Consider the following 20,850-nt stretch of genomic DNA (forward strand, 5'->3'; position numbering starts at 1 on the left):
TTTTGTAAGTGAATAAAACCTTAAAATGAACACATCAATTTTTCGACTGATTTTCATTCCAATAAAAACTATCGGGATAGATGCGCTCACCAAAAATGTCAGTGCCAACGCGCACGATGGTAGCGCCTTCTTCAATGGCGATTTCCAAATCACCACTCATCCCCATTGAAAGTTCTTTCATTTCCACATTAGGAAGCTGTAAGTCATTGACTTTCTGCTGAATGCTTTTTAACAACCGAAAACAGGCACGCACTTTTTCGGCATCGTCACTAAACAAGCCGATGGTCATTAACCCTTTGATTTTTAGCGTATGCAGTTGTGAAACCCGTTGCACAAGTTCAAGTGCCTTATCAGGATGCACACCAAATTTGCTCTCTTCATTTGAAGTGTTAACCTGAATGAACACATCTATTGTTTTTTGCTCATTTACAAGACGTTGATGTAATTTTTCAGCTAAATCATAACGGTCAAGCGATTGCACGCAACAAACCTCACAACGCAAAATATCTTTGATTTTATTGGTTTGCAAATGCCCGATAAAGTGATTGGTGTGCGGGGTGGTTTTCAGTGCGTTGTATTTTTCTTTGAGTTCTTGCACACGGTTTTCGGCGATGAGCGTATAACCCGCATCAAGGGCTATTTTGATGCGCTCGGGCGATACGGTTTTGGTAGCCAACAATAATTTCACCTCACTCGGATTGCGATTGACACGCGCACAAGCGGCATCAATACGGCTTTGTATAATTTGAAGATTTTTTAAAATATCCATCGTGGTTTATGAATTTTCTGCCAAAAATATCACTTTTATTTTGTTAATCAAAAAATATTTTATGTTGCCCGTTTGACAAATTCTCTAAAATTATTAATATCTTTGCCGTTACACCAAAATTTTGGTTCAAAGATAATGTAATAAAACGGTAATTATCCATTATTTTTTGACTTAAAATAAATTTTGCGTGTCAATCTTCTAAAAATGCGAAAAAGAACACGACATACACTTTTAAAAATTCTCGGGCTGTTTTCATCGGTGCGCGGGTACAATATTTTGATGGTGTGTGTGGCACAATATTTGGCTTCGATTTTTGTGCTTTCGCAAGAAAGTTCGTTGCGCAGCGTTCTTTTTGACGACCAATTGTTTATGTTGGTGTGGGCGGGAGCATTAGCCATTGCCAGCGGGTACATCATTAACGGGTTTTATGACAAAGAAAAAGACCTGATCAACAAACCTTTAAAATCAATGATTGACCGCTTGGTTGGGCAAAACACCAAACTAACGCTTTACTTTCTGTTGAACTTTTTGTCGGTCATCGTGGCGAGTTATGTTTCGTTTCGGGCAGTGTTGTTTTTTTCGGGCTACATTTTCAGTATGTGGCTTTATTCGCACCGCATCAAAAAAATTCCGTTTTGGGGAAATTTCACATCGGCATTGCTGGCAATTGTGCCGTTTTTTGCTGTGTTTATTTATTACAAAAACTTCGAAACCGTGATTTTTATGCACGCCCTGCTCCTATTTTTGCTCATCTTAATCAAAGATTTGATTAAAGATTTGGAAAACCTTAAAGGCGATTTGCTTCATAACTACCAAACCATTCCGGTGAAATACGGCGAACGTTATGCCAAATGGGGCATTTCAGTAGCCTCATTGCTGTGCTTATTTTTGATATATGCACTAACCCATTATTTTAATGTGGGATATATGGCATACTATCTGATTTTCACCGCTATAATGCTCTGCCTATTACTTACATTACTGTGGAGCAGCAACTTGCATAAACATTACATCTTGCTTCACAACTTGCTGAAATTGGTACTTGTAATGGGCGTGTTTAGTGTGTTGCTTATCAATCCCGAACGATTTTTAACGCTTGTGTAACTACCGCATTGAAAATAACTTCGTTACGTACTTGCCAATCACGTCAAATTCCAAATTTACAAGGCTTCCTACCCGTATATTTTTGAAATTGGTATGCTCCATTGTGTACGGAATAATTACCACTCTAAACTGATTTTCAGATGAATCCACAACCGTGAGGCTGACTCCGTTTACGGTAATTGACCCCTTTTCAATGGTTATGTTTCCGCTTTTGGAATCGTATGAAAATGTAAAGCGAACGCTTCCGTTTTCGTCGTTAATCGCCTCACAAACACCTGTTTGGTCTACGTGTCCTTGCACGATATGCCCATCAAGCCGTGTGTTTAACAACATTCCGCGCTCCAAATTCACGATGTCGCCCACTTGCAATTGCCCGATATTGGTTTTGGCAAGCGTTTCGGCAATGGCGGTTACTTTGTAAGTATCTCCCTGAACGGCAACTACCGTTAAGCAAACTCCGTTATGCGCTATGCTTTGGTCGATTTTCAATTCGGAAGTAAATTTGCTTTGCACGTATAGATGCAAATTGGCTTGTTCGGCTTCAACTTTGGTGATTTTGCCTAAATCTTCAATAATTCCCGTAAACATTCTGAAATATTAATTTAACGGATACAAAATTACGCTTATTTTTTGCTTTTCAAAATAGTTGATGGCATTTAAATTTTCACACTCAATTTCAAATAAGACCATAAAAAAGAAACCCAACAAGTCATTACTCGTTAGGTTTCAGTATTTTACACTTTTATTTTAATAAGAATTATTTCACAGGAAGAACCACTCGGAAACCAAGATTATGACGAATTCCGGTAGGGTTGCGGTTGCTTCGGTTTGCCGAACGTGTATTGGGCAGTGTACAAAAAGCACTCGCTCCGCGTCGTACACGATTGGTTCCTTTGGCTGCACCTTTCGGGTTGGTTTGAGCCTCTCGGGTGTAAGCGCCATACCAATCGGCTGTCCATTCCCAAATATTGCCACTCATATCGTAAATACCTAATTCATTGGGTTTTTTCTCACCCACTTTGTGCAATCGCCCGCCCGAATTGCCAACGTACCAACCTACATCGTTGATGTTATTGCTTCCGGAATAGGTGTATCCTTTGCTTTTGTTTCCGCCTCGTGCGGCAAACTCCCACTCGGCTTCGGTCGGGATTCTGCCTCCAACCCATTGCGCATAAGCGTTAGCACCAGCCCAAGTCACGTACACCACCGGAAATTTCTCGCGCCCTTTGCGTGGTTTGAATCCTTTTCCGTCTTGCACGATATCAGAACCTTGGTACCATTTTTTGCCGCCTTCGGCTTGGTTGCCTTTGGCAGTTAAAAACAAGGCGTATTGCTCATTAGTTATTTCGTATTTACTTATTCTGTAGCTGCTTAACGTAACTTTGTGCTGCGGACGTTCATCGCCCTCACCCGAACCTACGGGGCTTCCCATCATAAAACTGCCACCTTCCACAAACACCAAATTAGCTTCATCAAACTTAGATGTGCCGGTATTTGTTCCTTTCGAGCCTGAAACTGATGAGCCCGAACCGGTTGTTGAACCTGTTGCCCCTGTTGTTTTTGAGTGGTCAATAAGTTCGTCTTCATTTTTGTTGCAACTTGCCAAGGCAAGCAAGGCTACGGCAACAACGGCAACTTTTCTAAAAAAAGTACCTTGCTCACGGATAATTTCTGATTTAAATTGTTTTTCCATCATATTTATATACTTGCTGAGTTACTGATACTGAGAGATTTCTTTTATTTTATGACGTAATTCCTGTTTAAATCATTACAAAAAACCTCAAATAAAAAGAAGATTTTGGTTGTTTTCAAATTATAATTGTTATTGGTTTCTGGGGCAAATGTAGGAAATAGTTTAAAACTAAAAATATTTTCACAAAACTTTGGTACAGAATTAAGTAATAATTAACAAATATAAGCTGTTTAAACCTAAAAAACATCCAAATAAGCACACCAATTTTTACATTTTTTTTTCAATTTCTGTTTTTGGGTATTTTGAAAAATTATGCCCTGAAGGCTCTTGAAATAAGCGCAAATTAAAAGTAGGCACAATGGCAAAAATATGATCAAAAATATCGGATTGTAATTGCTCATAATCAGCAAATTCCTTTATTTTTGAAAACATATAAATTTCAATCGGGATTCCTTTCTCGGTGGCTTGTAACTGCCTGACAACAAACATCATATCTAAATTCACAAAACCGGATTCACGTAAATAATTTTCAATATATTTACGAAACGTACCGATGTTGGTAAGCCTGCGTTGGTTAAAACACTCAGGTTCATTGGCATTTACTTCACTGATTATCTTTACTTTATCATTAATATATTGTGAAATCAGGCGTATTTTTCGGAAGCGCTCTATTTCTTCGTCCGATAAAAAATGAACCGATTCAATATCAATATTCACGTGTCGCTTAATACGCCTACCGTCAGAGAGTTGCATTCCGCGCCAGTTGGTAAACGACTCAGAAGTGAGTTTGTGCGTGGGAATGGTGGTAATGGTTCTGTCCCAATTTTGTACCTTCACGGTGGTCAGTCCAATGTCAATCACAATGCCGTCAGCACCGTCTTTGGGCGAGGTTATCCAATCACCCACATACACCATTTTATTGGCAGAAAGCTGAATACCAGCCACAAAGTCCATAATCATATCCTTATATACGATGAGCAAAATGGTCACCATTGCCCCCAAACCCGTTAAAATATCAATGAAATTTTTATTGGCAAAAATGGAAATCACAGCCACTCCCGCCAATGAAAACAGCACTACTTTGGCAAGTTGCGTGTAGATTTTGATGGTAACCTCGGTACCTTTGGTAAGAATGTAAAGCGCTTCCAAAGCGTTTAAAACCGCATTGAGAAACAAAACCAACACGATGATAAAATAAGTGCTTATAAAAGTTTGAATCAACAAACGAAGTGATTCCGAAGCAATTAAATCACAGAAAACCAACGCCAAAACGCCGGGCAAAAAATGAGCAAATTTGGCAAAAACGTGATTTTCCATAAAAATATCGTCCCATTTTGTGGCGGTATAACCTACCAGTTTCGGGACGAATTTCCTCATTATCAGCGTAGCCGCCTTATCCACCGCATAAGCAAGCAATAACAACAACACAAAGACAAGCACAGACTGAATCGTCATTGCCCAAAAATGGCTAAAACCATAATTTTCAATCCATTGAACGGATTTTATTCTATACATTTCCATTGTGTTTCCCTTTTTGTTTACTCATACAATTCACTCACCTTCTCGTACACCAAATTTGATTCCCACCCGCGATACAGCAGATAATCAGCAAGTTTGCGTTTTGCCTTGTACGGATTTTTCTCCTTGATTTCAGCCTGTTTTTTTTCAGCTAATGTGTTAAAAACCTCCAAATATTCATCGTCATCGAGCTCATTTAAAGCCGATTGAATAACATAGGCTGAAAGCCCGCGCTGTTTTAGCTCTTGCTTGATGCGCGTTCGTCCCCATTTTTTATAACGAAATTTCCCGCGGGCAAAACTTTTGGCAAAACGTTCTTCATTTAAAAAATTATGCTCAATCAAATGCACCACAATTTCATCAACGGCAAGCGGAATCATTCGCATTTTTTGAAGTTTTTCAATAACCTCTTTATGAGAGCGTTCCTGATAGGCGCAAAAGGCTTCAAGCTTGCGTTTGGCTTCCTCAACAGTGTACGTTTTCACGGTGTTCATAAAAGCAAAATTAGCAAATTTTTATCGAAAAAAACAAATGAGTCCGACAGGCAACCGGACTCATTTACGTTGTTTAATTTAAAAATACTATAACTATGAAAAAATTATTCCTTTAAAAGAGTATCAACCGTATCTTGAACCGATTTATTTTCAACCGATAACGAATCTTCGGTCATTCCTTCGTATTCATCAAATTCGTCCTCGCTTAAAAACGGAGATATTATCTTTTTGAGCAATTGCTTTTGTTCTTGATAAAAATCTTTATCAAATGACTCAATATCAACCAATAAGCCCATATAACGACTTATAACATATTCCACATTGGCATATTGTCTAAAAATTTCATTAGGCGAAAGCTGAACGTAATAATTCAGTTCTTCTTGGTATTTTTTGATGTTTTTCAATGCCAATTCACGTGCCTTTTTCGGTTCACCCACCTTGTAATATCCTGTTACATAAGGGTCTAACGAAAAATAATATTCGTAATGCTCCTGCGGCATATTTTTCATTGCCAAATCAAGAATGTTTTTTGCTTTTTCAGGCTTCTGTTCCTCAATGAGTTGCTCAGCCAAGCGCGCTAAATTTCCTCTGAAAGTAATGCTATTACGACGCGTTTCAATATCGTGATAAATTTTTGAACTGCCCATATTGCCCCATTTCCAGCGGGTTACAATATTGTACATCAACTCACTGTCAATACGCCCCATTTCAGCTGAATTTTTCGCAACGGGTGTTTTTATCGGAACGAGTTTGTAAGCCAACCCATCAAGCTGCAAATAATCTTGCATCCAGATGTACTCTTGCGGGTCAAGGCTTCCACCGGTAAAATAAATGGGTCGCTCCCAGTTATTGTTGGCAATAATGTCAAGCATTATCAATTGATTTTTACCAACATACGAAGGCAGTTTAATGTCAATATAATCCACCATCAAATGGGCATCTTCGGGTTTTACCACTCCGCTTTTCAATACATTCTCTTTATTAACCGGAATGCGGATTTTATTGGTCGGGAAGTAATACATCGTTCTGCCGTCTTCAAATACGAGTTTTGTGTTGGGGTCATCACTGGCAATCCAGTTTATCAAATCTTTAACCTGCCATACGTTTTCAGTTTTTTTAACAAACTGAACTACATCACGAACTCCATAAGCATATTGACTATGAACCAATTGTGACGGAATCGGGTCGCTTTCATACGCCTTGCGTTTCATTTGGTCAATATACCAATCCGTTTGCAACAAGCTGGTATTGATGGTTCGCACATCGGTACGATAGCCCTCAATTTCCTGAGCATACCATAGTAAAAAAGTATCATTATCGCCAATGGTAAAAATCATAGCCCCAACATCCTCCTGAACCGAATCCAAATAGGCGTGTGCAATCGCCTGTGCCGAATATTTACCCGAACGGTCGTGGTCGTCCCAGTTTTGATATGCCATCAATGTAGGTACAGCCAGAAGCGTTACACAAACGGTTAATGGTACTGCTATTTTAGGAGTTACGTACTGCTTCAAAATATCAAACAGGGCAAAGACACCCACTCCTATCCAAATGGCAAAGGTGAAAAACGAACCCACCAAGGCGTAATCACGTTCGCGTGGCTCAAACGGTCTTTCGTTGAGATATACTTTCAAAGCCAAACCGGTAAACATAAACAGCACGAACACCACCCACGTTTTTTGTTCGCTACGTAAAAGCATAAAAATCAATCCGATAAGCCCCAAAAGTAACGGCAGGAAAAAATACGTGTTGCGTGCTTTGTTGTTAAGCACATCTGAAGGTAAATTTTCTTGTGAACCAAGTCGTAATTCATCAAGAAACGTAATGCCACTGAGCCAATTACCGTGGTCATCTTGCATTTTGCCTTGAATATCGTCTTGCCTTCCTGCAAAATTCCACATAAAATAACGGAAGTACATATACCCCATTTGATACGAGAGCATATACTTCATATTATCATAAAAAGAAGGTTTTTGAACCTCTAAATATTCAGAAAATCGCGACAAAAAACGGTCATACTCATTAGGACTTACCCTGCCTGCTTGCACCTGTTTTTTAAACTCGCCAATAGCTTGATACAATTCCTTGTTTGAAAAATACTCAGGTTTGATTGAAAAATCAAGATAATTGGTGAGCATCATATAGTTAGCTGCGTGAGCTTCACTCCACATACGGGGCAAAAACCCCACTTGCTTAGGATTGGGATTCGGCACCGAATTTTGATAGTGATTTACAACAATATACTTATTTTGCTTATAATCACGCTCGTACTTAGGCTTTCCGTCTTTATACGGATTTTCTTCATCTAAACCGGCATATTTTTCCGAAAACATCGGTCCGTAAAATAGATGTGTTTCAGGATATTGTTCTAATTTATAATACGCCAAAAGCAAACGCGCATCAGTGGGGCTGTTTTCGTTGATAACCACATTGGCATTGGCACGAATAGGAATCATCAACCACGATGAAAATCCAATCAGCACGAACAACACACAAAGTGTAATGGTCTGTAAATGAGTTTTATTATTTCGGTACGTGTAGCGCAAGGCAAAGAAAAAGAATGCCACTACCGAAAGTGCCGCAATGATGGTTCCGGAATTAAAAGGCAAACCCACCGAGTTTACAAAAAACACTTCCAGATAACCGAAGTATGCCAACGTATACGGAAGTATTAACTTGAAAATCAACAATAAAACTGCTACTGAAATTACATTGGCTATTATAAAATTCTTTATATTTTTTTTGAAATTGCTATTGAAAAAATACAACATCCCGATGGCAGGAATGGTTAAAAGCGCCATAAAATGTACCCCAAACGAAAGTCCTACTACTAATGAAATCAAAAGCAACCACTTATCACCACGTTCAGTATGCAAATTATCTGTCCATTTGATGCCTAACCAAAACATTGCCGACATAAAAAGCATCGCCATTGCATACACTTCGGCTTCAACGGCATTGAACCAAAAACTATCCGAAAACGTATATGCCAGCGCCCCTACAAAGCCGCTGCCCAAAACCGCAACCGCTTGATACACACTGAGCGATTGATTTTCAGCATCTTTAAGAGCCAATTTTTTGGTTAAATTCGTGATAATGAAATAAAGAAACAGAATCGTGAACGCACTCGAAAAAACCGACATATAGTTCACAAACAGCGCCACTTTATCGGCACTTGGAGCAAAAAACGCAAAAAATGCACCGACCATCTGAAAAAAAGGCGCCCCCGGCGGATGTCCTACCTCCAATTTTGCCGATGTTGAAATATATTCCCCACAGTCCCAGAAGCTTACAGTCGGTTCAACAGTAAGTCCGTAGGTTACTAATGCAATGGCAAAAGCCACCCAACCCACAATCAGGTCATATTTTTTGAAGTCTTTATCTGTCATTTGCGTTATTTTGAAGTGATAAATCAACGGCAACGGGCGGTTTTTGGCGTGAACTCTGCCACATTTCCGTCTTAAACTTTTAAAAGTGCGAATATACTAAAAATTTATAATTCACGACTTACAAAAATTATTTTTTTTGGGAAATATAGCAATTTTCAACCCTGAAAAATACAATTTTCCTGCTTAATTTTAGTTCGTTTACCCTTCAAAAAGAGGTAATACCCGTTCTAATGCCATTCCGCGAGAACCTTTGATGAGGAACAAACAATCAGCAAAAACACTACTGTCAAAGACATCTTTAAACGCCTCAAATGACGGAAACACAGCATATTTGTGCTTGGTTTTGGCAAAATTTTCCCCAATTAAAAACACAGCCTCCCACAGATGTTTTTCCACCAGATTTACAACAGCCTGATGTTCAGCATCGGCATAATCGCCAAGCTCAAACATATCACCCAAAACAAGCACTTTTTTTTGAAAATCAGGTGTTGATACCATATTTTGAATTGCAGCTGCCATACTGCTTGGGTTTGCGTTGTAAGCGTCAAGTAACAGCGTGTTACTCCCTTTGCGCACAATTTGGCTTCGGTTGTTGGCTGGCACATATTTTTCAATTCCGCGCCGAATAGTTTGCGGTGCAAGTTTAAAAAACCTGCCCAACGCCACAGCCGCAGCGATATTCGCATTGTTGTAACTTCCTGTTAAGTTTGACGTTATCAACTCTCGTTCAGCACCTTCTCCAAAAAACAAGGTCGCCACAGAGGCTTGTTTATACGCCATCGGAACGTTCACACCTTGTCCGCTTCCAAAAGTGTACACATTGGAATAACCCGAAAGCAATTCCGTTTGAAGCACATCATCGGCATTGTAAATAATCGTTTTTTGATGTTTTTTGAGATAATCATAAAGCTCTGACTTTGTTTTCATTACCCCTTCAAGACCGCCAAAACCTTCCAGATGTGCCTTTCCGATACTTGTTATGTATCCGTAATCGGGTTGGGCAATCTCACATAAAAGAGCAATTTCACCGGGGTGATTGGCGCCCATTTCCACGATGGCAATATCCGTTTCGGGTTTTATGGCGAGCAATGTAAGTGGAACTCCGATATGATTATTGAGATTTCCGTGTGTTGCCACCACCTGAAACGACTCGGAAAGCACCGCACTCATAAGTTCTTTGGTGGTGGTTTTCCCGTTACTGCCCGTAATGGCCACAACCAAGGTTTTGAGTTGCTGCCGATGATAGGTTGCCAATTGTTGCAACGCCACAAGCGCATCATCTACTAACAACATTCTATCAGACGATTGGTATTCCGGATTATCAATCACAGCAAATGACGCCCCCTTTTGTAAGGCTTCTTCAGCAAATTTATTCCCGTCAAACGAAGCACCTTTAAGGGCAAAATAAATGCTTCCCTGACTCACGTTACGGCTATCGGTACAAACCCCCGAACCACTTAAAAATTTCTCATACAAGTTATGCATAACACATTTATTATTCGCTTCCGATTATCAAAAAAACTCCGTAGATTTACATCCACAGAGTTTTTTGATATTACTTAAAAATATTATTTTATCCTTTTGGAGTTTTATTTCGTTTTGAAGATTTTGAACCTACTCGGCTCATCGCATTTCTAAATCCGATGTAGTCGGTAGCGATGTATTGCGGTAAATATCTTCGTTGTGAAGGGTCAATCCAGAAAACACGGTCTCTCCACGAACCTCCTTTGTACACACGAACCTCGTCATCAATAAGAGTTGTACGCTCGTTTGATTTATCAAACTTACGATTGAGCCCCATTGAATCTTTTTCAATTTGGTGTTTCGGCGCGTTATACATCGTGTTTCGGTAATCTTTTTCATCACCTTCTTGGCTTAATTCGTTTCGGCTACCGCGATAATCTCGCGATGAAGCTCTATCACCATCTAAGAAACTACGGTTATCGCTTCGTGTAAAGTTATAACGCAAATAGGTTTCGTTTTCGTCAACCGGCACGGTTGCCAAGTTTCCGGGAAGGTTACGCGCAATGATTTTTCCGTTGCTAAGCGTGTCATACTTAACGTTATCGGCAGTAACCACTACTTGCTTACCGTCTTCACCGATAGAGTGTTTCATATACACGTTACCACGATAGTAGTTAAAATCACTTTCATCACCATCAACAATGGGACGATAAACATCGGCTACCCACTCGGCTACGTTTCCTGCCATATCATACAACCCGAAATCATTGGGCGGATAGGTTTTAACAGCCACGGTGATATCTCCTTTATCGTCAGACCAGCCGGCCAGCCCGCCGTAATCTCCCTTTCCTTGTTTGAAGTTAGCCAATTGGTCGCCTCGCGTAGCTCTTCGGGTTGAACGCGTATAAGCGCCGTCCCAAGGATATTTTTTTCGCCCGCGAATGTTATTGTACTCACGTATTCCGCTAAGTGATTTGGCCGCATACTCCCACTCTACTTCGGTAGGAAGTCTGTACTCAGGCATCAAAATACCGCTTGTATGTTTGGCATAGGTAGGCTCGCCTTCTTTGGTAACAGCTTTGGCTCCGGCAAACTCGCTTACTCTTCCTCCATATGAATTTGAAGGTGTATTCAAATAAGCATCGGTACTGAATGTACTTTCAGCATCTACTTGATAACGTGTACCTTTATTCAAATATCCTGATTTTTCCAAAATGGCTTCGTTCACACGGTCGGTACGCCAAACGCTGAACTGAACGGCTTGCACCCAATTCACTCCCACCACCGGATACTCGGCATACGCAGGATGACGCAAATAGTTGGTTACCATTGACTCGTTAAAGCCCAACGAACTTCTCCAAACCAACGTATCGGGAAGCGCTCCTACGTATATATTTCTATACTGCTCTTGGTCGGGCGGAAAAACTTGCTTCAACCAATCCAAGTACTCCATATACATTTTATTGGTAACCTCAGTTTCATCCATATAAAATGATTGTACGTGTTGTTGCGACGGAACGTTGTTCCACTCGTGCATCACGTTGTCTTGAACTTGTCCCATCGTAAAGGTTCCCCCTTCAATCATCACAAGCCCAGGCGCGGCTTCCTGCTCTTTAAAGTCAGTATTGTACTGAAAGCCACCCTCTTTTGAATTGATTTTCCATCCTGTTGCGTTTGAAATATTTTTATCGGATTTTTTTCCACAACTTGCCAAAAATAATCCTGAAAAAACGGTTACCGCAACAAAAATTTTAAATAAATTATTCTTCATAGTAAACCTATTGTTAGCATAAAAATTTCGGGTGCAAGATAGCAAAACTTTCCATAATAAAACTACACCCTAATAATATTTTAACGCTATTCTATGAAAAGCAAAAAAACAAAATACGTATAAATCACTAAATAACAGACAAATAACATAACAACCCCATAAAAATATTAAAGAAATTTTAATATGATTTTATAAAAAAAATTAACATTTTCAATAGCATTTTTACACCAAAATCACCGCAAAAATAGCCTTGATTTTGAAAAAAACTTGGGATTTATAACCTTTTTCTCAAATTAATTTAATTAATTTGCAAAAAAATGAAGCTGCGATGTCAATTCACAATTCTTTAAAAACCGATTTAATCACCGTTACGCCGTCTTCTTTGGTAAGCGAGGTGAAAATGCTGTTTGAAACGAGGCATCTTTCGCACGTTCCGGTGCTTGATGGCACATATTTTTTAGGAATGTTATCCAAAGAAACGGTTTTTTCTGCCGAAAATAACGAAAACATAGCCGATTTGCATTACGAAATTGATGTGTTTTTTGCTCATAGCTATATGCAATGGGAAGAAGTGATGGAACTTTTTGTGAAACACGACAGCAACATAATTCCGGTATTGGACGGGAATAACAACTATGTAGGTTATTATCAGTTAGTTGATTTTATCCATTTGTTTGCCGACACGCCTTTTTTAAAAGAAACGGGAAATTTTATCGTGCTTGAAAAAAATCAAGATGCCTATTCGTTTAGTGAAATTACCCAAATTGTGGAATCAAACCGCGCTAAATCGTTGGGGATTTTCGTTTCGGACTATGCCAACGGAAAAGTGCGCATTGCACTGAAAATCAACACACAATCATTGAGTGAAATTTTGCAAACTTTCCGCCGATACGGATACACCATTTTGCTGGATAAGAAAGACGACCTTTATTTGCAGGAACTCAAAGAAAAATCAGCCTATTTCGATAAATTTTTAAGCATCTAATAAACAAGAACTTAGTCGCCAATTTGTATGAAAATTGCCATTTACGCCCAACAGTATTCCGAAAGCTACCGAAAAGTGCTTGCTGACTTGCACGCAAACTTTCAAAGTGGCGACACCATATATATAGAACAACATTTTCTGGAAGAACTAAAAACTAAACTTCCTGAGTATGAAAACGTTCGCTCATTTTCCAAATTTTCAGACCTTGACCCGTCGTTCGATGTGATGCTTACCATTGGTGGCGACGGGACGATTTTGCGCGCCATTACCTTTGTTCGGAATTTAAATATTCCTATTTTGGGGATAAACGTGGGGCGACTGGGTTTTTTGGCAATGGCACAAAAGGACGAGATAAAACACACCTTGCAACTGTTGCGCTCAAAAGCCTACAACATATCTGAACGCTCTGTTATTGAAATAATTACAAGCAATGAGCGGCAAGCCATCAGCGATATTAATTTTGCCCTAAATGAAATTACCGTTACCCGAAAAAATACGGCTTCGATGATTACCATCAACACCGAACTAAACGGCGAATTTTTAACCTCATACTGGGCTGACGGACTGATTATATCAACTCCCACGGGTTCAACGGGTTACTCGCTGAGTTGTGGCGGTCCTGTCATCACACCCGAGTCAAAAAACTTTGTCATCACGCCCATTGCCCCGCATAACTTAAACGCCCGACCTTTGGTCATTTCCGATGACACCGAAATCAAACTCACCGTTTCGGGGCGGGAAAAAAAATATTTCGTGTCGCTCGATTCACGCATCGAAACCCTGTCCAACAAAACTGCCATCATCGTGCGCAAAGCCGATTTTTCAATTAAAATGATACGGCTTGAAAACGAAAGCTTTATTAAAACACTCAGAAACAAACTTTTATGGGGCGAAGACAATCGTAACCGCCCCAATAACCCGCAATGATTTTAAATATGCTTGAAAAACTAAAAAAACGCTGGAACGTAACATCAAACACACAACTTTGGCTTATTTTGCTTACTTTTACCATCACGGGTTCGCTTTCGGCAAAAGTATCACGTCCATTCTGTGATTATATCGGACTGGATTTCAACAACTTAAATCCCGTTTTAGCTTGGATTTTACGCTTGCTCATCATCTTGCCCATCTATCAACTTATCTTGCTGATTGTAGGGAGTTTACTGGGACAATTTCGTTTTTTCTGGGCTTTTGAAAAGAAAATGTTGGGCATCCGCCCCAAGAAAAAAGAACATAGTTAATCATCATAAAACAATTAATTTTAACATCGTTATTCAATGAAAAAATATGCATTATTTTTACTGACAATCAGCAACTTGCTTCTGTGGGGGCAAGAGAAAAAAATTTCTATTCAAGATGCCGTTTTCGGATATTATGCCGACCCAAGCACCGAACAAGGCTACAAACTTTTGTATCCCGAAAACTTGTACGGCTTGCAATGGATTGACAACACGCATCAATACGTTTACAGCAATCGGTCGTCTTTTGAAATATTTTCGGCTGACGGACAGAAAGTTAGATCCGTAACCGGGCAAGAAATGGTTGGTGTTTATCCGCAATTGCAGTATCTTCCCTCGCTTACACACATTAACGAACGGGAAATGGTTTTTGAACTGAATGACGGTTTTCATATTTATGACTACCTAAATAACAAGAACTTACGCTCTATTTCTGTTCCGAAAGAAGCCGAGAATAAAGACTATAACAAAAAACGCCAATTCGTTGCCTACACCGTTGAGAACAACCTTTTTGTAACGATGAACGGCGAGGATATTGCCGTTACCAATAACGCCGATGCCAATATTGTGGCAGGGAAAGCCATTCATCGCAGTGAATTTGGCATCAAAAAAGGTACGTTTTGGTCGCCCAAAGGAAATTTTTTGGCGTTTTATCAAAAAGATGAAACCTACGTAACCGATTATCCGTTGGTGGACATCAACACCGTTCCGGCTACTTCAAAAATTATAAAATACCCGATGGCAGGGCAAAAAAGTGAGCGGGCTTCTATCGGTATTTTTGACACTAAAACAAAGAAAACCATTTATTTAGACATCAACACCGATGACGAGCATTACCTGACCAACCTCTCGTGGACACCCGACGAGCAATACGTTTTGGTAGCCGAAATAAATCGTGATCAAAACCATTACTGGGTGAACCGATACGATGTTATGACCGGAAAAAAAGTAAATACGCTTTTTGAAGAAAAAAACAGCAAATGGGTTGAACCTGAACACGGTGCATTTTTCTTACCCAACAAAAAAGACGAATTTTTATGGTTGAGTGAACGCAACGGATTTACCAACATCTATCACTATAACCTAAGCGGAAAACTTATCAAGCAACTCACTAATTTTAAGTGGGTTGTACAGGACATTTTAGGTTTTGATACCAAAGGAAAATACGTTTTTATTTCAGGAACAGGTCCTGATCCGCGCGAAACGCATACCTATAAAATTGAAATCAACCGACCTAAAAAAATAACCCAATTAACCCCCGTTGCCGGCACGCACCAAACGCAACTTTCACACGATGGTAAGTTTTTAATCGATGCGTACAGTAGCGTTACCATTCCCAATGTTATTGACATTGCAAACACTGAATCCAACTGGCGAAAAAATATCCTAACGGCAAAAAATCCGCTTAACGGAATTGCCGTAGGAACCACTGAACTCATTGAAATAAAAGCCGATAACGGAACTACATTGTACGGGAAAATTCACAAACCCGAGAATTTCAATCCCGCCCGAAAATATCCCGTTTTGGTGTACGTCTACGGTGGGCCACACGCACAATTGGTTACCAATTCGTGGTTAGGCGGCTCATATCTTTGGCAACCTATTTTTGCTGAAAATGAAAATTATATCGTTTTTACCCTTGACAATCAAGGAAGTGCCAATCGCGGATTTGCCTTTGAAAGCATCATTCACCGGCAGCTTGGCGATACGGAAATAGCCGACCAACTCAAAGGCATTGAATACGTAAAATCACTACAATATGTTGATAGGTCAAGAATCGCCGTTCACGGCTGGAGTTTTGGCGGTTTTATGGCTTCAAGCCTGATGTTGCGCCACCCCGATGTGTTTACTACCGCTGTGGCGGGAGGCGCCGTTACCGATTGGAAATTTTATGAAATTATGTACGGCGAACGTTATATGGACACCCCCGAAAGCAATCCGGAAGGCTATGAAAACAGTCGTGTGGGCAAATATCTTAACAACCTGAAAGGCAAACTTTTATTCATTCACGGAAGTATTGATGATGTGGTAGTGCCGCAACACGCGCTGAGCCTCATCCAAGAATCTATTTCCAAAAAACTACTGGTTGATTTTTCACTTTACCCGATGCACGCTCACAACGTGGGTGGGCAAGACCGAGCTAACTTAATTATCCGTATTTTGGAATACATAAAGGCAAACAATCATTAAATTTTAAATCCGTATCAAAAAGAAATATCCGTTTTGTTTTCCACAAACGGATATTTTTTTTGCAATAAAATCATCGAATAATTTCTTAAAAAAATCAAAAAAATAGGTATTGGTTATTTTTGTGTTTTTCATTGTTATCATCAAATTCTATTCCGAAAAAACAGCTAAAAATTATTAAAATAGTAAATTTACAACAGCTCAAAACTTTAAAGACAAAAAACACGAAAGTAAAAAATCGCAAACAGAAAAAAATATCTCAACAAAAAATAGGATTATTCCAAAAAAAATTTATATCTTTGGCAAAAGATAAGTGGTTAGCGCCTCTTAACTTACTTGTAACCTAAAATTTTCAGATATGGAAGAGATAAAGAAAATGATTCACACGAATCTGAATGTGATTTTGATACTCTGCCTGATGGCTCTTTTAATAGGGACGCTCATCGGTGTGTACGTCGCCCATAACGGGTTTGCTTGGTAAAACAGGGTCAATCAACAAAAGTAATTAGTAAAACACAAAACAGTTAGCTCCTCATCACAAAAAAAGACGAGGTGCTGAATTGTGTACGAACAAAAATGAATTTCCGTTACGATTTTTATTGTAACGGATTTTTTTGTGTACTTTTTCTTTCAAGCCCTAACTAAAACTTCTTCTCACAGGCTCAAAAACACAACGTTTATAGCTAATTCAATTTAAATTGTCGCTCTATACAATCCTCCTTTGAAGGAGAAAGCCTGCGAAAGCAGGATGTGTGAGGCAAGTACAGGGAAGATATCTTTTTAAAATTTACATTTCCCTACCCCCTTCAAAAGGGGAATTAGGACAATAAACAATCTTGGGTTAGTTACATTTAAAAAATATAGCCAACAAAAAGAAAAATTTACATAAAAACATTCTGATTTTCCGCTATACACATACACTACATAACATCAAACATCATTTTTTAGAAATTATTTCTTTCCTAAAGTTAATATTAAGTTTTGTTTTTATTTCTAAAATTTGTGTTTTCATTTAATATTTCGTACTTTTGTATCATATTTACTTTACTTTATTTCAAAGTAGCTAAACAGAAAATCTTTAATTAGGTATAAAAAATAAGTTACAAATAATAAAAATCAACTGAACTATGGTAAATTCATCAGTAGAATTTAAATGGAAAGAAGTAAAATGGGTTGCACTTATCTTATTTTCATTTAGTTTCTGGACAAATTCAGCTTTCAGCAAATCTGAAAGTTTACGGAACGATGCTTGGCACAATGTCAAACAGCAGCAAACCAAAAAGGCAGCGGGCTTGATTACCGATTCGGCAGGAGTCCCTTTGATGGGGGTCAATATTGTGGTCAAAGGAACCAACATTGGGGTGGTTTCTGATTTTGACGGAAAATTTGAGATTCATATGCCTTCCGACAAAAACGAATTGATTTTTTCATACATCGGCTTCAAAGAACAAACCTTACAGGTAACAGAATCTCGTAATGACATAACGATTGTACTGCAAGAACAAGCACAAGAGTTGGAGCAAGTTGTGGTTACGGCTTTGGGTATCAAACGTGAAGAAAAAGCTCTGAGCTACAATGTGCAACAAGTAAAAACCGAAGAACTAAACAAAATTAAAAACGCCAATTTTGTAAACAGCCTAAGCGGCAAGGTTGCCGGAGTAAGCATAAACAAAAGTGCTTCGGGAGTTGGTGGAGCAACGCGTGTTGTGATGCGTGGCGAAAAATCAATTGAAGGGAACAATGCCGTTTTATACGTAGTGGATGGCATTCCACTTTTTAACACCAAAATAGGCGATGATAGTGGCATCAAAGGCGAAGGAAAAGTGGGCAGTGAAGGCATTGCCGATTTTAATCCGGAAGACATTGAAAGCATTTCGATTTTAAGCGGGCCTTCGGCAGCAGCCCTTTATGGCAGCAGTGCGGCAAACGGTGTTATCTTAATCAATACAAAAAAAGGAAAAGAGGGTAAATTACAAATAACTTACTCAACCTCAGCAGAATTTAGTCAGCCTTTTATCTTGCCTAAATTTCAAAACACATACGCAAACAGAAAAGGTGAATACGCCAGTTGGGGAGATAAATTAGCCACCCCGAGCAGTTATGACCCTGCCAAAGATTTCTTCCTCACGGGAGCGAACTACATCAACTCCCTCACCTTATCAACCGGCACGCAACAAAATCAAACATTTGCTTCAGTGGCCTCAACAAATTCTGCCGGTATTGTACCCAACAACACCTACGACCGATTCAACGTCACTATCCGAAATACATCTACATTTTTCAATGACAAAGTACAGCTGGATTTAGGGGCTTCATACATCAAGCAAAAAGACCAAAATATGGTTTCACAAGGTGAGTACTGGAACCCCATCGTTGCCGCCTACTTGTACCCAAGAGGAGAGGATTTTGAGAAAATAAAAACTTTTGAACGATATGACCTCAACAGGAATCTTCCTGTGCAATATTGGCCTATTAACGAGGGGGTCTTTGCACCTCAAAATCCGTATTGGACAGCTTACCGAAACTTAGCACTGAACAACAAAGATCGTTTTGTGTTCAATGCCGGCTTAACCTACAAAATTGCGGACTGGTTTAACATTGCTGCACGAGTGCGTACCGACAGGTCATATATTGGTTTTGAACGAAAATTATATGCCTCTTCCGATGAAAAATTTGCAAAATCAAAAGGTCGTTATGATTATTCCGAATTTAAAGACTATCAATTGTACTCAGATGTCATCGCTACGATTAATCGGCGTTTTGATGAGTTTGGCTATTCGATTAATGCCGGCGGTAGTTTTTCTGATTATGAAGCTGTTGAACGAGGATATGGCGGCAATTTACTATTGGTTCCGAATTTGTTTTCCATCCAAAACATAAATCCTTCGGAAGGAAAAATTTCAGAAGACAAAGGCGATGCCGCTAAACGAAACGTGGCGGTTTTTGCCAACTTAGAATTCGGATACAAAAATATGCTTTTTTTGACTTTCACAGGGCGCAATGAATGGGATTCACGTTTGGTAAATTCAGCCGAAGAGTCATATTTTTATCCGTCAATGGGTGTTTCGGCAATTCTTTCAGAAATGATTAAAATGCCTGAATTTATATCTTTCTTAAAAGTGCGAAATTCATACACTGAGGTAGCCTCTCCAATTGCGTGGTCAGGCAGAACACCCGGAACCATCACGCAAAAAATAAAAGGTGGTGTTTTACAGCCGGATGACATATACCCATATTCTGATTTTAAAGCCGAACGCACACGCTCGTTTGAATGGGGTTTGAACACCCGATTTTTGAGGAATTTTTCGCTTGACATAACATATTACCTTTCAAATACATACAATCAAACATTCAAAGCCTCACTTCCGGAAAGTACCGGATTTAAAGAAATTTATTTACAAGCCGGAAATGTACAAAACCAAGGTATTGAAATGAGTTTGGGCTATCGTAAAGAATTCAATGATTTTAGCGTAAGCTCTTCGGTTTCATTTACGCACAACAAAAATGAAATCAAAGAAATGGTCAAAAATTACAAACATAGCATCAGCCCTAATCCATTCAACATAAGCGAAGTAAGCAAAGACAATGGCAGAACTATTCTCAAAGAAGGAGGAAGTATCAGTGACATTTACGCTTCCAAATTTTTGAAGAAAGACAATCAAGGGTTCATTTACATTCCTGAAAGTGGTGAATTAAGTTTGGAAAACACCCCTCCGGTGTTGTTAGGCAAAACAACCCCCGATTACACTATCGGATGGAGCAACTCATTCAGATACAAAAATTTTAGCCTAAACCTTTTAATCAGCGGGCGTTTTGGCGGTGTTGTTACCTCTTCCACACAGGCTGTTCTTAACAGATTTGGCGTGTCAGAAACATCAGCCCTTGCAAGAGATAACGGAGGCGTTATACTGGGCAGCCAAGGAAAATACGACGCCAAAAAATATTATGAACTTATAGGAAGTGGAGAAACCGCGCTGGCAGGATATTACACATACGATGCTACAAACATACGCCTACAAGAAGCTTCTTTGAGTTTTACCTTCCCTAAAAATTGGTTCCAAAACAAAATAAACGAACTAACCGTTTCTTTAATATCCAGCAACCTTTGGATGATTTACAACAAAGCTCCTTTTGACCCCGAACTAACGCCTTCAACTGCAACATACGGGCAAGGAAATGATTATTTTATGCAACCAAGTTTACAAAGCCTTGGTTTTAGTCTCAAAGTAAAATTATAA

15 protein-coding genes are annotated in these 20,850 nt (G+C 39.3%); 7 read left to right on the forward strand and 8 right to left on the reverse strand.

Annotated features, from left to right (window positions below; translation table 11 throughout):
- Nucleotides 1-34 precede the first annotated feature (34 nt).
- Complete coding sequence (locus Q4D72_RS00405; RefSeq protein WP_303075427.1) at nt 35-769, reverse strand: YggS family pyridoxal phosphate-dependent enzyme; 735 nt, start codon at nt 767-769, stop codon at nt 35-37.
- A gap of 204 nt (nt 770-973) precedes the next feature.
- On the opposite strand from Q4D72_RS00405, the gene Q4D72_RS00410 reads away from it, so the two are divergent.
- The gene (locus Q4D72_RS00410; RefSeq protein WP_303075428.1) at nt 974-1,873 is read left to right on the forward strand and encodes a geranylgeranylglycerol-phosphate geranylgeranyltransferase; all 900 of its coding nucleotides are present in this window, start codon (nt 974-976) and stop codon (nt 1,871-1,873) included.
- On the opposite strand, the gene Q4D72_RS00415 is transcribed toward Q4D72_RS00410, so the two are convergent.
- From Q4D72_RS00415 to gldJ, 7 genes are all read right to left on the reverse strand, one after another.
- Nucleotides 1,874-2,461, reverse strand: a complete 588-nt coding sequence (locus Q4D72_RS00415) for a riboflavin synthase (RefSeq protein WP_303075429.1) — start codon at nt 2,459-2,461, stop codon at nt 1,874-1,876.
- Nucleotides 2,462-2,630: 169 nt separating this feature from the next.
- Nucleotides 2,631-3,569: an SUMF1/EgtB/PvdO family nonheme iron enzyme gene (locus Q4D72_RS00420; RefSeq protein WP_303075430.1), complete on the reverse strand. Its 939-nt coding sequence runs from the start codon at nt 3,567-3,569 to the stop codon at nt 2,631-2,633.
- Between the two features lie 264 nt (nt 3,570-3,833).
- Nucleotides 3,834-5,087 carry a mechanosensitive ion channel family protein gene (locus tag Q4D72_RS00425; RefSeq protein ID WP_303075431.1) on the reverse strand — a complete coding sequence of 418 codons (1,254 nt, stop codon included), beginning with the start codon at nt 5,085-5,087 and terminating at the stop codon, nt 3,834-3,836.
- A gap of 17 nt (nt 5,088-5,104) precedes the next feature.
- Nucleotides 5,105-5,578, reverse strand: coding sequence for a regulatory protein RecX (locus Q4D72_RS00430; RefSeq protein ID WP_303075432.1), 474 nt, complete (start codon nt 5,576-5,578; stop codon nt 5,105-5,107).
- Between the two features lie 104 nt (nt 5,579-5,682).
- Entirely contained in the window at nt 5,683-8,967 is a 3,285-nt protein-coding gene (locus Q4D72_RS00435) for a DUF2723 domain-containing protein (protein WP_303075433.1), read from the reverse strand.
- Between the two features lie 198 nt (nt 8,968-9,165).
- The gene (gene murF, locus Q4D72_RS00440; RefSeq protein WP_303075434.1) at nt 9,166-10,452 is read right to left on the reverse strand and encodes a UDP-N-acetylmuramoyl-tripeptide--D-alanyl-D-alanine ligase; all 1,287 of its coding nucleotides are present in this window, start codon (nt 10,450-10,452) and stop codon (nt 9,166-9,168) included.
- A gap of 88 nt (nt 10,453-10,540) precedes the next feature.
- Complete coding sequence (gldJ, locus tag Q4D72_RS00445) at nt 10,541-12,202, reverse strand: gliding motility lipoprotein GldJ (RefSeq protein ID WP_303075435.1); 1,662 nt, start codon at nt 12,200-12,202, stop codon at nt 10,541-10,543.
- A gap of 328 nt (nt 12,203-12,530) precedes the next feature.
- Here gldJ and Q4D72_RS00450 point away from each other — a divergent pair, with 328 nt between their 5' ends.
- The 6 genes from Q4D72_RS00450 to Q4D72_RS00475 all read left to right on the forward strand — a co-directional run bounded on the left by Q4D72_RS00450 (nt 12,531) and on the right by Q4D72_RS00475 (nt 20,850).
- Nucleotides 12,531-13,187: a CBS domain-containing protein gene (locus Q4D72_RS00450; RefSeq protein WP_303075437.1), complete on the forward strand. Its 657-nt coding sequence runs from the start codon at nt 12,531-12,533 to the stop codon at nt 13,185-13,187.
- 27 nt (nt 13,188-13,214) lie between these two features.
- Nucleotides 13,215-14,114 (forward strand): NAD kinase, encoded by a 900-nt coding sequence (locus tag Q4D72_RS00455; RefSeq protein ID WP_303075438.1) that lies wholly within the window; start codon nt 13,215-13,217, stop codon nt 14,112-14,114.
- Nucleotides 14,115-14,122: 8 nt separating this feature from the next.
- Nucleotides 14,123-14,428 carry a DUF6787 family protein gene (locus Q4D72_RS00460; protein WP_303075439.1) on the forward strand — a complete coding sequence of 102 codons (306 nt, stop codon included), beginning with the start codon at nt 14,123-14,125 and terminating at the stop codon, nt 14,426-14,428.
- Between the two features lie 36 nt (nt 14,429-14,464).
- Nucleotides 14,465-16,615 (forward strand): DPP IV N-terminal domain-containing protein, encoded by a 2,151-nt coding sequence (locus Q4D72_RS00465; RefSeq protein ID WP_303075440.1) that lies wholly within the window; start codon nt 14,465-14,467, stop codon nt 16,613-16,615.
- A 355-nt stretch (nt 16,616-16,970) separates the two neighbouring features.
- A complete protein-coding gene (locus tag Q4D72_RS00470; protein ID WP_303075441.1) occupies nt 16,971-17,093 on the forward strand; it encodes a hypothetical protein in 123 nt (40 codons plus the stop codon).
- Between the two features lie 646 nt (nt 17,094-17,739).
- A complete protein-coding gene (locus Q4D72_RS00475; RefSeq protein ID WP_303075442.1) occupies nt 17,740-20,850 on the forward strand; it encodes a SusC/RagA family TonB-linked outer membrane protein in 3,111 nt (1,036 codons plus the stop codon).

Source organism: Capnocytophaga sp. (assembly GCF_030532915.1).
In the GTDB taxonomy this organism is placed as follows: domain Bacteria; phylum Bacteroidota; class Bacteroidia; order Flavobacteriales; family Flavobacteriaceae; genus Capnocytophaga.

Coding starts and splice junctions, on each gene's coding strand:
- Q4D72_RS00405 (WP_303075427.1), bottom strand. CDS start 769: ATGGATATTTTAAAAAATCTTCAAATTATACAAAGCCGTATTGATGCC.
- Q4D72_RS00410 (WP_303075428.1), top strand. CDS start 974: ATGCGAAAAAGAACACGACATACACTTTTAAAAATTCTCGGGCTGTTT.
- Q4D72_RS00415 (WP_303075429.1), bottom strand. CDS start 2,461: ATGTTTACGGGAATTATTGAAGATTTAGGCAAAATCACCAAAGTTGAA.
- Q4D72_RS00420 (WP_303075430.1), bottom strand. CDS start 3,569: ATGATGGAAAAACAATTTAAATCAGAAATTATCCGTGAGCAAGGTACT.
- Q4D72_RS00425 (WP_303075431.1), bottom strand. CDS start 5,087: ATGGAAATGTATAGAATAAAATCCGTTCAATGGATTGAAAATTATGGT.
- Q4D72_RS00430 (WP_303075432.1), bottom strand. CDS start 5,578: ATGAACACCGTGAAAACGTACACTGTTGAGGAAGCCAAACGCAAGCTT.
- Q4D72_RS00435 (WP_303075433.1), bottom strand. CDS start 8,967: ATGACAGATAAAGACTTCAAAAAATATGACCTGATTGTGGGTTGGGTG.
- murF (WP_303075434.1), bottom strand. CDS start 10,452: ATGCATAACTTGTATGAGAAATTTTTAAGTGGTTCGGGGGTTTGTACC.
- gldJ (WP_303075435.1), bottom strand. CDS start 12,202: ATGAAGAATAATTTATTTAAAATTTTTGTTGCGGTAACCGTTTTTTCA.
- Q4D72_RS00450 (WP_303075437.1), top strand. CDS start 12,531: ATGTCAATTCACAATTCTTTAAAAACCGATTTAATCACCGTTACGCCG.
- Q4D72_RS00455 (WP_303075438.1), top strand. CDS start 13,215: ATGAAAATTGCCATTTACGCCCAACAGTATTCCGAAAGCTACCGAAAA.
- Q4D72_RS00460 (WP_303075439.1), top strand. CDS start 14,123: ATGCTTGAAAAACTAAAAAAACGCTGGAACGTAACATCAAACACACAA.
- Q4D72_RS00465 (WP_303075440.1), top strand. CDS start 14,465: ATGAAAAAATATGCATTATTTTTACTGACAATCAGCAACTTGCTTCTG.
- Q4D72_RS00470 (WP_303075441.1), top strand. CDS start 16,971: ATGGAAGAGATAAAGAAAATGATTCACACGAATCTGAATGTGATTTTG.
- Q4D72_RS00475 (WP_303075442.1), top strand. CDS start 17,740: ATGGTAAATTCATCAGTAGAATTTAAATGGAAAGAAGTAAAATGGGTT.